Annotated in this window: 13 protein-coding genes; 1 reads left to right on the forward strand and 12 read right to left on the reverse strand. The window is 66.2% G+C overall.

The genetic code is table 11. The features are described from left to right. Positions 1–75 precede the first annotated feature (75 nt). The 9 genes from trpE to NJG22_RS05210 form a co-directional block, all read right to left on the reverse strand. The gene (gene trpE, locus NJG22_RS05170) at positions 76–1,578 is read right to left on the reverse strand and encodes an anthranilate synthase component I (RefSeq protein ID WP_253093087.1); all 1,503 of its coding nucleotides are present in this window, start codon (positions 1,576–1,578) and stop codon (positions 76–78) included. A gap of 69 nt (positions 1,579–1,647) precedes the next feature. Then, the gene (locus NJG22_RS05175) at positions 1,648–2,466 is read right to left on the reverse strand and encodes a phosphoglycolate phosphatase (RefSeq protein WP_217850715.1); all 819 of its coding nucleotides are present in this window, start codon (positions 2,464–2,466) and stop codon (positions 1,648–1,650) included. Continuing rightward, positions 2,463–3,137 (reverse strand): ribulose-phosphate 3-epimerase, encoded by a 675-nt coding sequence (gene rpe / locus NJG22_RS05180; protein ID WP_253093088.1) that lies wholly within the window; start codon positions 3,135–3,137, stop codon positions 2,463–2,465. Before rpe ends, NJG22_RS05175 begins: the two co-directional genes overlap by 4 nt. Positions 3,138–3,264: 127 nt before the next feature. Further along, a complete protein-coding gene (locus NJG22_RS05185) occupies positions 3,265–4,092 on the reverse strand; it encodes an ABC transporter permease (protein ID WP_110734614.1) in 828 nt (275 codons plus the stop codon). Positions 4,093–4,103: 11 nt separating this feature from the next. Continuing rightward, positions 4,104–5,351, reverse strand: a complete 1,248-nt coding sequence (locus tag NJG22_RS05190; protein ID WP_253093089.1) for an ABC transporter permease — start codon at positions 5,349–5,351, stop codon at positions 4,104–4,106. 185 nt (positions 5,352–5,536) lie between these two features. Continuing rightward, a complete protein-coding gene (locus tag NJG22_RS05195) occupies positions 5,537–6,571 on the reverse strand; it encodes an ABC transporter substrate-binding protein (RefSeq protein ID WP_253093090.1) in 1,035 nt (344 codons plus the stop codon). Positions 6,572–6,611: 40 nt separating this feature from the next. Then, complete coding sequence (locus NJG22_RS05200; protein WP_253093091.1) at positions 6,612–7,724, reverse strand: ABC transporter ATP-binding protein; 1,113 nt, start codon at positions 7,722–7,724, stop codon at positions 6,612–6,614. A gap of 263 nt (positions 7,725–7,987) precedes the next feature. Then, positions 7,988–8,617, reverse strand: a complete 630-nt coding sequence (locus NJG22_RS05205) for a response regulator transcription factor (protein WP_253093092.1) — start codon at positions 8,615–8,617, stop codon at positions 7,988–7,990. Beyond that, the gene (locus NJG22_RS05210) at positions 8,614–11,016 is read right to left on the reverse strand and encodes a sensor histidine kinase (RefSeq protein ID WP_253093093.1); all 2,403 of its coding nucleotides are present in this window, start codon (positions 11,014–11,016) and stop codon (positions 8,614–8,616) included. Before NJG22_RS05210 ends, NJG22_RS05205 begins: the two co-directional genes overlap by 4 nt. Before the next feature lie 95 nt (positions 11,017–11,111). Between NJG22_RS05210 and NJG22_RS05215 the strand changes: the two genes are divergently transcribed. Beyond that, on the forward strand, positions 11,112–12,122 hold the full coding sequence (locus tag NJG22_RS05215) for an alpha/beta hydrolase family protein (protein ID WP_253093094.1): 1,011 nt from the start codon (positions 11,112–11,114) through the stop codon (positions 12,120–12,122). A gap of 96 nt (positions 12,123–12,218) precedes the next feature. On the opposite strand, the gene NJG22_RS05220 is transcribed toward NJG22_RS05215, so the two are convergent. From NJG22_RS05220 to NJG22_RS05230, 3 genes are read right to left on the reverse strand one after another with little or no spacing between them, the layout of a single operon-like run. Then, on the reverse strand, positions 12,219–12,983 hold the full coding sequence (locus NJG22_RS05220) for a TerB family tellurite resistance protein (protein WP_253093095.1): 765 nt from the start codon (positions 12,981–12,983) through the stop codon (positions 12,219–12,221). A gap of 1 nt (position 12,984) precedes the next feature. Then, positions 12,985–13,656 (reverse strand): N-acetylmuramate alpha-1-phosphate uridylyltransferase MurU, encoded by a 672-nt coding sequence (gene murU / locus NJG22_RS05225; RefSeq protein WP_253093096.1) that lies wholly within the window; start codon positions 13,654–13,656, stop codon positions 12,985–12,987. Then, positions 13,653–14,672: a phosphotransferase gene (locus NJG22_RS05230; protein ID WP_253093097.1), complete on the reverse strand. Its 1,020-nt coding sequence runs from the start codon at positions 14,670–14,672 to the stop codon at positions 13,653–13,655. Before NJG22_RS05230 ends, murU begins: the two co-directional genes overlap by 4 nt. Positions 14,673–14,726: the final 54 nt, after the last annotated feature.

Here is a 14,726-nt window from a genome sequence, read left to right on the forward strand (position 1 = left end):
TTCGCCCTGCTGAAAGGGCAGGACGAATATCAACCTAAAGTCAGCTAATGGGCTTCCCTGAAACCATAGAATCTCCTACAGTTTCGAACCTGCCTCTGCGCCCTTGGTGGTCTGCTCGGCCAACGCCACCGCGCGGAACATCGCCCGGCGCTTGTTGAGGGTTTCTTCCCACTCCAGCGCCGGTACCGAGTCGGCGACGATACCGCCGCCGGCCTGTACATGCAGCTCGCCATCCTTGATCACCGCGGTGCGGATGGCGATGGCGGTGTCCATGTTGCCGTTCCAGGCAAAGTAGCCCACCGCGCCACCGTAGACACCGCGCTTGACCGGCTCCAGCTCGTCGATGATCTCCATCGCGCGGATCTTCGGCGCCCCGGACAAGGTGCCCGCCGGCAGGATCGCGCGCAGCGCGTCCATCGCCGTCAGCCCCTCACGCAACTGGCCGGTGACGTTGGAGACAATGTGCATGACGTTGGAATAGCGCTCGATCACCATCTTTTCGGTCAGGCGCACGCTACCGGTGGACGACACCCGCCCCACATCGTTGCGGCCCAGGTCGATCAGCATCAGGTGCTCGGCAATTTCCTTGTCGTCCGACAGCAGGTCGTCTTCCAAGGCGCGGTCGGCCTCTTCGGTAGCCCCACGCGGGCGGGTGCCGGCGATCGGGCGCACGGTGACCAGGTTGTCCTCGACCCGCACCAGCACTTCCGGCGAACTGCCGACCACGTGGAAGTCACCGAAGTTGAAGAAGTACATGTACGGCGTCGGGTTGAAGCAGCGCAGGGCGCGGTACAGGTCGATGGGCGCGGCCTTGAAGTCGATGGACATGCGCTGCGACGGCACCACCTGCATGCAGTCGCCGGCGAGGATGTACTCCTTGATCCGGCCCACGGCGTTTTCATAGTCGTCACGGGTATAGCTGGAACAGAATTGCGGCTCGGCCGCCTGTGGGCCGCTCAGGTCCAGGCCGCGGCGCGGGGCGATGGGCTGACGCAGCGTGGCCAGCAACCCTTGCAGGCGCGCCTGGCCCTGCTCGAAAGCCTGCTCGTCGGCCGGGTCGACCAGCACGATGGCGTGCATCTTGCCAGCCAGGTTGTCGAACACCACCACCGCGTCGGAAACCATCAACAGGATATCCGGCACGCCAAGCGGATCCGGGTTCGGGCTGGCGCCGAGGCGTTTTTCCACATAACGCACGCAGTCGTAGCCGAAGTAACCGACCAGGCCACCGTTGAATCGCGGCAGGCCCGCAATGTCGGCGACCTTGTAGCGCTCCTTGAAGGCCTCGACGAAGGCCAGCGGGTCCTCGACATCGTGGCTTTCCACCTCGACGCCATCCTCCAGGATGCTCACGTGGTAGCCATGCACCCGCAGCACGGTGCGCGACGGCAGGCCGATCATCGAGTAACGCCCCCATTTCTCGCCGCCCTGCACCGACTCGAGCAGGTAGGAGTTGGGTTGGTCGGCCAGTTTCAGGTAGATCGACAGCGGCGTGTCGAAGTCGGCCAGGGTTTCACAGGCCAAGGGGATGCGGTTGTAGCCGGCAGCGGCCAGGCGCAGGAATTCTTCGCGGGTCATGTGTAGCCTCGGGCAAGCAGCAAAGGGGGCAGACAAACGGACGTACCGGCGGGTGCCGGTGGGCAGCAGTCAGGCGCGCCAGCGCCAGCGGGCCAGGGCCTTGATGACTTTCATCCAGAGTTTGCCGGTAACCACCACGTTGTTGTCTCTGCTTGGCGGGGCTTGAAGGTCCGTCAACGTTATCCCAGTGTCGGAGACTAAGCAACCGGGCAGCAGCAAGCGCAGGTCGTCGATGACCAGGCTGGGGGATTCCTCGTCGATGGGGCGGCCATGATTGTAGCCGTAGCTCAGGCCTACGCACTTGACGCCGGCGGCCTTGGCAGCCAGCACGTCGCTGCGCGAATCGCCGACGAACAACGATTGTTCGGCGCTGACCCCGGCCATCTTCATCACGAACAACAGTGCCGCCGGGTCGGGTTTCTTCTGCGCCAGGGTATCGCCGCCGATGATCCAGCGGAAATAGCGACCGATCTTCATCTGGTCGAGCAAGGGGGCGACGAAGCGTTCGGGCTTGTTGGTGATCAGCGCCATCTCCACGCCCTGCTTGCGCAGCCAGCGCAAGGTGTCGCGCACGCCGGGGTAGACCACGGTCAGCTCATGGCTTTCGGCGTAGGCCTCCATGAACAGCGCCAGCGCCTGCTCGGCCAGCGCGTCGTCCACCGCCTGGTGCTCGATGCTACCGGCCAGGGCCCGGCGCACCAGCACCTGGGCGCCGTTGCCGACCCAGTGGCGTACCGCCTCCAGCCCGGCGGGCGGGCGCCCGAGTTCGAGCAGCATGCGGTCGACGGCTGCGGCCAGGTCGGGAACAGAGTCGATCAGGGTGCCATCCAGATCGAACATCACCAGCCTGGGCAGCGTCCCCGGGAACAGCTGCTCGAAGCCACTCATGCGCGGGCCAGCGCCAGTTCGGCACGCATCTTGTCGATGACCTGCTTGTAGTCCGGGGTGTTGAAGATCGCCGAACCGGCAACGAAGGTGTCGGCGCCGGCGGCAGCGATCTCGCGGATATTGCCGACGTTGACGCCTCCATCGATTTCCAGGCGGATATCGCGGCCGCTGGCATCGATCAGCGCACGGGCTTCACGCAGCTTGTCGAGGGTGCCGGGGATGAACTTCTGGCCGCCGAAGCCTGGGTTGACGCTCATCAGCAGGACCATGTCGACCTTGTCCATCACGTACTTCAGCGCATCCAGGCTGGTGGCCGGGTTGAACACCAGGCCGGCCTTGCAGCCACCGTCCTTGATCAGTTGCAGCGACCGGTCGATGTGCTGCGAGGCTTCCGGGTGGAAGGTGATGTAGGTGGCGCCGGCCTCGATGAAATCGCCGATGATGCGGTCGACCGGGCTGACCATCAGGTGCACGTCGATCGGTGCGGTCACGCCGTACTTGCGCAGGGCGCTGCAGACCATCGGGCCGATGGTCAGGTTGGGCACGTAGTGGTTGTCCATGACATCGAAGTGGACGATGTCGGCCCCGGCGGCCAGGACCTTGTCGACGTCCTCGCCCAGGCGGGCGAAATCGGCGGACAGAATGGAGGGGGCAATAGCGTAGGGCTGCATGGCGCACCTGTTGGGCAGAATCACGGTGGCGCGCATTGTAACCCAGGCAAGCGAATGAGGGCTGATTGGTATCAAGGGTGTGCAACACGTGGCAAGCCCGCCCCCCCCTTACTGAGCGCTTTCATGATCAGCCCGGCTGCTGGGTCCTCAGCTTCTCGCTGCGCCCGCGCAGCCACTCCAGGGTCAGCAGCAGGATCACCGAGAAGGCGATCAGCAAGGTGGCCGCCGCCGCGATGGTCGGGCTCAGGTTCTCACGGATGCCGCTGAACATCTGCCGTGGCAGGGTCGCCTGCTCGGGCCCGGCGAGGAACAGCGTCACCACCACTTCATCGAACGAGGTGGCAAAGGCGAACAACGCTCCGGAAATAACCCCCGGCGCGATCAGCGGCAGGGTCACCCGGCGAAACGCCAGTAACGGCGAGGCCCCCAGGCTGGCCGCCGCGCGTACCAGGTTGTAGTTGAAACCCTGCAGCGTCGCCGACACGGTGATGATCACGAACGGCACGCCCAGCACCGCGTGCACCAGGATCAGCGAGGTGAAGCTGTTGCCCATGCCCAACGGGGCGAAGAACAGGTAGCTGGCCACGCCGATGATCACCACCGGTACCACCATCGGCGAAATCACCAGCGCCATCACCAGCGACTTGCCGGGAAAATCGCCGCGGGTCAGGCCAATGGCGGCCAGGGTGCCGAACACCATGGCCAGCACGGTGGCCGCCGGGGCGACGATGATGCTGTTCTTCAGCGCGCGCATCCACTCGGCCGAGGCGAAGAAGTCCTGGTACCAATGCAGCGAGAAACCTTGCAATGGATACACCAGGAAGCTGCCACTGTTGAATGAAAGGGGGATGATCACCAGCACCGGCAGCACCAGGAACAGCAGGATCAGGCCGCAGAGAATCCGCAGGCTGTAGAACCACACCCGCTCCACGGGCGACATATAGGGGCTCAGCATGACAAGGCTCCTCAGCTCAGGCGCAGACGGCTGGCGCCGACCAGCCAGCTATAGATCAGGTACAGCAGCACGGTCGCCAGCAGCAGCAAGCCGCCCAATGCGGTGGCCATGCCCCAGTTGATGCTGGTGTTGGTGTAGAAGGCGACGAAGTAGCTGACCATCTGGTCGTTGGGGCTGCCCAGCAGCGCCGGGGTGATGTAGTAGCCGATGGCCAGGATGAACACCAGCAGGCAGCCGGCGCCGACACCGGCGTAGGTCTGCGGGAAGTACACCCGCCAGAAGCTGGCGAACGGGTGGCAGCCAAGCGAGATCGCCGCGCGCATGTAGCTGGGCGAGATGCCCTTCATCACGCTGTACAGCGGCAGGATCATGAACGGCAGCAGGATGTGCACCATCGAGATGTACACACCGGTGCGGTTGAACACCAGCTCCAGCGGTTGGTCGATGATACCCATGGCCATCAGCGCGCTGTTGATCAGGCCGCCGGATTGCAGCAGCACGATCCACGCCGCCACCCGTACCAGGATCGAAGTCCAGAACGGCAGCAGCACCAGGATCATCAGCAAGTTGCTCTGCCGGGTCGGCAGGTTGGCCAGCAGGTACGCCAACGGATAGGCAAGCACCAGGCAGATGGCGGTGATCACCACGCCCATCCACAGGGTGCGGGCGAAAATATCCAGGTAGATGGCCTGGTCGGGCGTGGCCTTGGCCAGCTCACCGAGGTCGTCGATACGGTGGTCGAGGGACGCCAGCAGGTAGAACGAAGTGACCGTACTGGTATTGCGGCGGATCGCCTGCCAGTAGGCCGGGTCGCCCCAGCGCTCGTCCAGCGCTTGCAAGGCTTCTTTATAAGAAGCCGGCTCGGCCTTGAACGGCAGGGCCCGGGCGGTCTTGGCCAGCAGGCTGCGGTAACCGGCCAGCTCCATGTTCAGGCGCTTGGACAGGTCGCCCAGGGTCTGGTTCTTGCGCGATTCGGCCAGGTCCTGGCTCAGGGCCTGGTAGACCGGCTCGCCGGGCAGGCTCTTGCCATCCCACTGCGCCACCGCCTCGACGGTGCGCGGCAAGCCGGCGACCACCTCGGGGTTGCCGACGCTCTTGTACAGCAGCGCCGCGATCGGCACCAGGAACACCAGCAGGAGAAACAGCGCCAGCGGCGCGATCAACGCCTGGGCCTTCCAGCGGTTGACCCGCTCGGCATGCTTGAGGCGCTGCTTGAGGCTTGGACCTGCGCCTTCGTTGAGGGGCACTGCAATGGCCATGGCGAACTCCGGGAAAACAGGGGTGAGGACTATCAGGCCGCACCTGACATCCTGGTTTGGCGCGGACACTGTGGGAGCGGCCTTGCGTCGCGATGGGCTGCCAAGCAGCCCCGGCGCGCCTGCATGATGCCGAGATCCCGGGGCCGCTACGCGCCCCATCGCGACACAAGGCCGCTCCTACAGGATTACTTCTTCGCCGCCCAGGCGTTGAAGCGTTGCTCCAGCTGTTCGCTGTTGTCGGCCCAGAAGGCCACGTCGATCTGCACCTGGTTGGCGATGTTCTCAGGCGTGGTCGGCATGTCCTTCTTCACCGCATCGGCCAGCAGCGGGACGGCCTTGGAGTTGGCCGGGCCGTAGGCGATGTTCTCGGAGTAGGTCTTCTGCTGTTCGGGCTGCACGGTGTAGGCGATGAATTTCTTCGCCTCGTCCACATCCTTGGCGCCCTTCGGAATGGCCCAGGCATCGAAGTCGTAGATACCGCCGTTCCACACCACCTTGAGGTTGCTTTCCTTCTGCACCGCGGCAATCCGGCCGTTGTAGGCCGAGCTCATGACCACGTCACCCGAGGCCAGGTACTGCGGCGGCTGGGCGCCGGCTTCCCACCACTGGATGCTCGGCTTGAGTTCGTCGAGTTTCTTGAAGGCGCGATCCTGGCCTTCCTTGGTAGCCAACACCTTGTACACCTCTTTGGGCGCGATACCGTCAGCCATCAGAGCGAACTCGAGGGTGTACTTGGCGCCCTTGCGCAGGCCGCGCTTGCCGGGGAATTTCTTCGTATCCCAGAAATCGGCCCAGCTGGTCGGCGCACTCTTGAGCTTGTCGGCGTTGTAGGCCAGCACCGTGGACCAGACGAAGAAACCCACCCCGCACGGCTGGATGGCCCCCGGCACGTAGTCGGCTTCGTTACCGAACAGTGCCGGGTCGAGCTCCTCGAACATGCCTTCATCGCAACCCCGGGCCAACTCCGGCGACTCCACCTCGACCAGGTTCCAGCTCACGCTCTTGGTATCGACCATGGCCTTGACCTTGGCCATTTCACCGTTGTACTCCCCGGCGACGATCTTGCCCTTGCCGGCCTTCTCCCACGGCTCGTAGAACGCCTTGGTCTGGGCCGCCTTGTTGGCACCGCCAAAGGAGATCACGGTGAGGTCGGCCGCCATGGCCTGGCCGGCGGCGAACAGCCCCAGGGCCAGGGCGGTCAGGTTCAACTGCTTGCGCATTATTATTCTCTCCACAGTACAGGGTTGGTGACGCAAACCATCAGTGGGCTTCGGTAATCGGATCGAGCGCGCGGCCGTGCTCTACCTCCCAGCCCAGCGGTACCACATCGCCCACGGCCAGGGCCGGGTCGAGCTCGGCGATTGGCTGCTTGACGAAGAAGTCGGCCTTGCCGCAGACCTCCAGGCGCACCCGCACGTGGTCGCCCAGGTAGATGAACTCGGCCACGCGGCCGGAGAAGCGGTTGACGCAGCGCTCGCTGTGGCCGTTCAGGCGCACCCGCTCGGGGCGGATCGACAGGGTCACCGGCTCGCCGGGCTGGCCGACATTCACCGCCAGCGCCTCGACCCGCTCGCCGCGGGCCAATTGCACTTGGCAGCGGTTGCCGTCACTGGCCAGCAAGGTGCCGTTGAGGCGGTTGTTCTCGCCGATGAAGTTGGCGACGAAGGTGTTGCAGGGTTCTTCGTAGAGCGTGCGCGGGTCGGCGATCTGCTGGATTTCGCCCTGGTGGAACACCGCCACCCGGTCGGACATGGTCAACGCCTCGCCCTGGTCGTGGGTCACATAGACCACGGTCACGCCCAGGCGCTGGTGGATGTGCTTGATCTCCATCTGCATGTGTTCGCGCAACTGTTTGTCCAGGGCACCGAGCGGTTCGTCCATCAGCACCAGCTGTGGCTCGAACACCAGGGCGCGGGCCAGGGCCACCCGTTGCTGCTGGCCGCCGGAGAGCTGGCCGGGATAGCGCTTGGCGAAGGCATCGAGCTGGACCATGTTGAGCACGCGCTTGACCCGCTCGCTGATGTCGGTCTTGCTCAGGTTGCGCACGGTCAGCGGGAAGGCCAGGTTCTCGGCCACGGTCATGTGCGGGAACAGCGCGTAGTTCTGGAACACCATGCCGATGTCGCGCTTGTGCGGCGGCACGTTGTTGATCGAACGGCCGGCCAGCTGGATCTCGCCGGCGGTGGGGGTCTCGAAGCCGGCGAGCATCATCAGGCTGGTGGTCTTGCCCGAGCCGGACGGGCCAAGCAAGGTGAGGAACTCGCCCTTGCGGATGTCCAGGTTGAGGTCCTTGACGATCAGCGATTCGCCGTCGTAGCTCTTCTGCACGCCCCGGAAGCTGACCAGCGTCTCGTTCGACTTCGCCTCGCTCATGCCCTGCACCTTCTTGTTGGAATGACTGCGTAGGGCAAGCGTAGAAGAGACGCAAGCGCACGGAAATCGGGGCGACCGAGAGAATGCCCTCATCCGGGTGGAAGAGTTGTTGTAGGGATCGCCCTACAAGGATGGCGTTTTCACGACAGACGCATGCCCTTGCAAGAGCGGCCTTGCCGAGGCGTCGGGCCGGTCGGATCGGGCGGTTTCGCAGCCCCCTCGCCACACATGGCCGCTCCGGCAAACAACCGCACATGTCGCAATCAGACCAGCTTGTGCTCCATGGCGTACTTCACCAGCTTCGCCAGCGAGTTGACCTTGAGCTTCTGCATCAAGCGCGCCTTGTGGGTGCTGATGGTCTTGCTCGACAGCGCCAGCTGCTGGGCGATGTCGTTGACGTTGGCGCCCTGGGCCAAGCGCTCGAACACGGAAAACTCGCGTTCGGACAACAAGGTATGCAGTGGTCGGGTTTCGGTCAGGCCCACTTCGAACACCATGCGGTCGGCCAGGGCCGGGTCGATGTAGCGCCCGCCCCCGGCCACCCGGCGAATGGCCGTCAGCAGCAGGGCCGGGTCGCTGTCCTTGGTCGCGTACCCCGCCGCGCCAGCCCTCAGCGCGCGGGCCGCCATCTGCGCCTCGTCATGCATCGACAGCATCAGGATCGCCGGCGCGCTGGCCAGCGCACGGATCCGCGGAATCGCCTCCAGGCCATTGACCCCGGGCATGGAGATATCCAGCAACACCACCTCGCACGGGGTATGGCGCAAGGTCTCCAGCAACTGCTCGCCATTGCCCGCCTCGCCCACCACCTGCATGTCCCTGGCCAGGCCGATCAACTGCTTGATGCCCTCGCGGACGATGGTGTGGTCTTCGGCCACCAGCACTCGAATCACGGTCGTGTCTCCTGTTGCAAAGGAATCGCCACGCTCAGGCTGGTGCCCTCGCCCGGCTCGCTGTCGAGGGTCATGCTGCCCCCAAGCATCAGTACCCGCTCGCGCACGCCAACCAGGCCGAACGAGGTTGGCCGCGCCGCGTCGACGGCGAAGCCGACGCCATCGTCGATGACGGTCATGCGCAAGGCATCCCGTTCGTGCGCCAGGGTAATCTGCACGGTATGCGCCTTGGCATGGCGCATGACATTGGTCAGCGCCTCCTGGAGGATGCGAAACAGCCCGGTGGCCTTGGCCTCGCTCAAGGGCGGCAGGTGGTCCGGCACCTGCACCAGGCAGGGAATCTGCGTGCGCGCCTCGAAGCGCCGGCCTTGCCATTCGATGGCCGAGGCGATCCCGGCGTCGAGAATCGGTGGGCGCAGGGCGGTGGCCACGTCACGCACCAGCTGGAACAACTGGGCGATCAGGCGCTTCATGCTGGCCAGGCGCTCATTCAACCCGGCATCCAGCTCGGCGTAAGCCAACTCGCACATCGACACCTCCAGCTTGAGCACGGTCAGCATCTGCCCAAGCTCGTCATGCACTTCCCGGGCGATCCGGGCTTTCTCTTCCTCGCGCACGCTCTCCAGGTGCGCCGAGAGCTCGCGCAGTTGCTCCTGGGAGGCGGCCAGCGCCAGCTCGGCCTGCTTGCCCTGGGTGATGTCCCAGACCACGCCGTCCCAGACCATGCGACCGTCGGCCAGGCGCCGGGTGGTGGCCTTGATGTCGGCCCAGCGCCTGGCGCCGTCACGGGTAAGGATGCGGCCCTGCCAGGACCAGTCACGGTCGCAGGCCAGCGCCAGGTCCTGGACCCGGTGATAATCGGCGCGATCCTCGGGGTCGACCAGGTTGCGCAGGCCCATGTCCGGGTGCTGGATCTCGGCGGGGGTGTAGCCGACCAGTGCCGCGCTGCCCTCGCTGATGTAGGGGAACTCCAGGTCGCCTTCGGCCGGGTCGCGCTCCAGGCGGAACACCAGGCCCGGCACGTTGCCAGCGATGCCCTTGAGCCGTGCCTCGCTCTCGCGCAGCGCCGCCAAGGCGCGACGCCGCTCGGTGATGTCGGCGACGAACACCACCAGGTACTCGGCATCACGAAAGCGCAGGAACGACAACGACAGCTCCACCGGCAACTCGCTGCCGTCGGCGCGTCGGCACTGGGTCTCGAACTGCTGGTCGGCGCCATCACCGGCCCGTGCGCGCTTCCACAGCTGCAGCCAGCGGTCCATGTTCAGGTTGGGCTCGATAGCGGCCAGTGGCCGCTCCAGTAATGCCCCCTCGGTAAAACCGAGCATCTGCTCGACGGCGTGGTTGGCGTAGCGCACATGGCTGTCCCAGTTGACCCAGAGGATACCCAGCGTGCTCTGGTCGAGAGAAAATTGGCTCAGGCGCAAGGCTTCTTCACGCACCTGGCGCGCCACCAGGCTTTCCCGCGCGGCCAGCAAGGCGCGCTCCAGCCTGCGTTGCTGCCGGCGTTGCCATACCACGGTGGCCAGGGCGCACAGCAACAGCAGGCCAAACAGCAGGGCGAGGTTCTGCCAGAAGCCCGCCGACTCCGAAAACCTGGGGTATTTGGGCTGCAACCAGCGCTGGTGCAACTGCTCCAGCGTCTTGGCCGGCATGGCCTGCAGCGCGCGCTCGAGCACCTCGGCAAGCGCCGGCCAATCGCGCCGCGAGCCGACCCGCAACAGCTGTGGCAAGCCGATATCGCCGACCACCGCCAGCTCGCCGAACTCGCTCTCGCGGGACAAGCGGCTGAGCTGCGCCTCGTCCAGCACGGCGAAACTGGCCTGGCCAGCCAGCACCAGCTGCAACGCCTCGCGTTCGTTGGGCACGCCCTGCAGGTTGAGATTGGCGTAGTTGCTGCGCAGGTAGTCGGCCAGGGCACCAGGCATGCGCACCGCCACCCGTTCGCTGGCGCCGAGCTTCTCCAGCTCTACCGCCACGCCGCCGCTGCGCAGGCCCACCACCAACTGCGGAATACGCATGTAGGGATCACTGAACAGCCACAGGCGCAGGCTCGTCGGGGTCTGGGTCAGCCCGGGGGCGAAATCGATCTCCCCGGCCTGCAAGGCGTGCTCGAGAGCTGCCTGGTCTGGGAAACCGCGCCAGGTCAGGTCCAGTTCCAGCGCCTGGGCGATGGCGCCGACCAGTTCCACGTTGGCTCCATAGAACTGTTGCAGGCGGCGGTCGAACTGGGCATAGGGCGCCTGCAGCACCAGGCCGACGCGCAGCGCGCGGTGCGCATCCAGCCATTGCTGCTGGGCCGGCGCCAGTATCACCGTCGGCGGCGCCTCCGGCCTTGCCAGGGCGATCAAGGGTAGACACAACCAGCCGATAACCCACAGGCAACGCACTCGCTTCATCTCTACGCTCGTCTTGGCAATGATGGCCGCCTGGCGTGGCCGTCGCGGGCAAATACCATTAGGCTGCCGGTATGATTCTGGCCTTGGATTGATCGATGTTCACACTTTATCGCACGACGCTGGCAATGTGCTGCCTGGCAGCGGCCCTGCCGCTCGGGGCGCAAGCCGCCGACGCCGAACCACCGCAAACCGCCGCCGAAGCGGCCGCCCCCGCCCCTACCCCGCGCGCGCCGCTGCTCGAGCGCAGCCAGGACGATGCCCTGGCCCTGGAACGCCAGGTGCCCAAGGCCGAGCAGCAGATGCTGCAGGCCCATGGCGAAAGCTTCCTGGCGCTGTGGAAGCCCGCCAACGACAGCGACCCCAAGGGCGCGATCATCATCGTCCCCGGCGCCGGCGAGAGCGCCGACTGGCCCACCACCGTCGGCCCACTGCGCCGCGGCTTCCCCGATGTCGGCTGGGGCACCTTGAGCCTGAGCCTGCCCGACCGCCTGGCCGAACGCCCGCAGGCGCGGGTCGACGCCAAGCCTGCGCCCGCAGCCGAGGCAGAAACGGACAAGGGCGAGTCAGCCCCGGCCAAGGATACCCCGGCCGACGCCAATGCCAACGTCGCCCAGGCCACCGCGCCAGAGGCGGATGCCGCCGAAAGCACCGACGCGGTGGAGGCCGACGAGCACACCGCCGAGGAGGATGTCGAGCGTATCTTCGCCCGCCTCGACGCGGCCGTGGCCTACGCCCAACAGCAGAAGGCACGCAGCATCGTCATGCTCGGCAGTGGCAGCGGTGCTTATTGGGCGGCGCGCTACCTCAGCGAAAAGCAGCCGCCCCAGGTGCAGAAGCTGGTGATGGTCGCCGCCCAGACCCCGGCACGGGTCGAGCATGACCTGCTGAGCCTGGCACCCACCCTGAAGGTGCCGACCGCCGACCTCTACTACGCCACCCGCACCCAGGACCGCCTGGCCGCGCAGCAGCGCCTGCAGGCCAGCAAGCGGCAGAAGGACAGCCAGTACCGGCAGTTGTCGCTGATCGCCATGCCGGGCAACAAGGCTGCGGAGCAGGAGCAGTTGCTGCGCCGGGTACGCGGCTGGTTGACACCCAAGGACGACTGACAGGCCACGCCCCCGTAGGCGCCAGCCTTGCTGGCGAACCAAGCGCCGCGGTGCCAATGTTCGCCGACCAGCCGCTGCCTACGGGCAGCGATCAGATCAAAGCCCGCGCCTTTTGCGGATCATTGCATAGGCCTGGTGCAGCTCCCGCGTATGCTCGGTCGCCTCGCGCACCCTCGCCTCGCTGGCACCACTGCCCAGCAGCTTGTCCGGGTGGTGCCGGCTGAGCAGCCGTCGATAGGCCTGCTTGACCTGGTCCGCCTCGGTGTCCGGCTCGACCCCCAGCAACCGCAACGCCGCCGCATAGGTCATGGCGCCACCCTCGACCGCCGATTTGCGCGGTTCATACTCCAGCGCCAGGGCCTGCACCTGAGTGCGGCTCAGGCCCAGTTGCTGCCCCCAGCCCAGCAGCAGGTCGCGCTCCTGGCGCCCGGCCTTGCCATCGGCCCAGACCATCCGCCAGCACGCGCGCAAGGTGCCCTCGGCGGCATGCGGCTGCTGCTTGATCCGGCGCAGATGCTGCCCCAGCCGGTCCTTGCCCGCCTTGCCGCGATTGAACGCGGCAATCGCCCGCAGCCGTGCCGGCTCGCTGAGGTCCAGCCGGGCCATTTCCTGGCGCGCCTGCTGAATGTGCCCCTCGACCACCCGACCATCGCTCTTGGCCAGCCGCCCAAGCAGCACGAACAGCAACTCGTCATCGCGCAGCGCCGGACGTCCGCCCAGGCGCTCGCGCACATCGTCCCATCCCTGCAGGCGCAGGCGCCGATCCATGGCCTGGCCCAGCAACGCCCCGAGCAGCGCCCCGGGGATGCTGGCCACGGCGAAACCGGCGCCGGCACCGATCACTGTGCTCGGCCACCACATATCAGGCGCGCTCGCCAATCAGGCGCTCGACATCGGCCAGGCGCTCGAGGGTACCGACATCGACCCACTGGCCGCTGTAGTGCTCGCCGCTGACCCGGCCCTCGGCCATGGCCTGGCGCAGCAGTGGCGCCAGCTTGAAGGCACCAGGCTGGCAGCCGTCGAACAACGCCGGGGCAAGCACCGAGATACCGCTGTAGGTCAAGGTTCCCGGCGCCGCGTCGCCGTCGCGCACCTGACCGTCGGTCAGGCGGAAGTCGCCGCGGTCGTGGTGGCCGGGGTTGTCCACCAGCACCAGGTGCGCCAGCCCCGACAGGGGGGCCTGCAGGCGAGCGAAGTCGTAGTCGGTCCAGATATCGCCGTTGACCAGCAGGAACGGCGCCTCGCCCAGCAACGGCAAGGCCTTGAAGATACCGCCACCGGTTTCCAGCGGTTCGCCCTCCGGCGAATAGCGGATGCTCAGGCCGAAGCGCTGGCCATCGCCCAGGTGGTCCTCGATCTGCTGGCCCAGCCAGGCGTGGTTGATCACCACCTCGGTGATGCCGGCACGGGCCAGTGCCTCGAGGTGATACTCGATCAGCGGCTTGCCGGCCGCTGGCACCAGCGGCTTGGGGGTGTGCAGGGTCAGCGGGCGCATGCGCTCGCCCTTGCCCGCGGCCAGGATCATCGCCTTCATGGGCGCGCCCCCACCTTGAGCTCGGCAAGCAATTGCCCCAGCTCGGCCAGCTCCGGACGGCGGCCGATCACTTCATCTATATAGGCGAAGAAACGCGGCACGTCGGCCAGGTAGCGCGGCTTGCCGTCGCGGTGGCAGATACGGGCGAAGATGCCGATGACCTTGAGGTGGCGCTGCACGCCCATCAGGTCGCTGGCGCGCTGGAACGCCTCGAAGCTGTCCTGCAGCGGGATGCCGGCGGCACGCGCCTTGTCCCAGTAACCGCGCAGCCAGCCCTGGACGCGCGACTGTGGCCAGCTGAGGAAGGCGTCCTTGAACAGGCAGGTGATGTCGTAGGTGACCGGGCCGTACACCGCGTCCTGGAAGTCCAGCACCCCAGGGTTGGGCGCGCTGTGCATCAGGTTGCGCGGCATGTAGTCGCGGTGCACCAGTACCTTGGGTTGCGCCAGGGCGCTGTCGATCAGCAGTTGGCTGACCCGCTGCCAGCTAGCCTGCTGGGCCTGGCTGAAGGTCAGGCCCAGTGCGCGGCCAACGTACCATTCGGGGAACAGTTCGAGCTCACGGCGCAACAGCGCGACATCGTAGCTGGGCAGCGCTGCGTCCATCGGCAGGCGCTGCAAGGCCAGCAACGCATCGATGGCATCGGCGAACAGGGCGTCGGCGTTGTCCTGGTCAATGATGTCCAGGTATGTCTGGCGCCCCAGGTCGCCCAGCAGCAGGAAGCCGCGCTCCAGGTCCTGGGCATGGATCACCGGCACGTTTACCCCGGCCGTGGCCAGCAAGTGGTCGATATCGACGAACGGGCGGCAGTTCTCCTGGGGCGGCGGCGCATCCATGATCACGAAGCTGTGGCCGGCGCCTTCCCAGCGGAAGTAACGGCGGAAACTGGCGTCGCTGCTGGCGGCGGTCAGGCTGCCTGCGGGCACCTCCCCCCAGGCGTTGGTGCGGAACAGGTTCTCCAGCTGCCCGGCGAGCCAGGCGGTCAGTTGTTGCAGGCGTACATCGTGATCGGGCATTACAAGGGTCTCCGACGGCCCTAGCCGTCAAGCGGGTCATGCTTTATTATCCAG

It is taken from the genome of Pseudomonas sp. VA159-2 (assembly GCF_024126635.1).
Taxonomy (GTDB): domain Bacteria; phylum Pseudomonadota; class Gammaproteobacteria; order Pseudomonadales; family Pseudomonadaceae; genus Aquipseudomonas; species Aquipseudomonas muyukensis.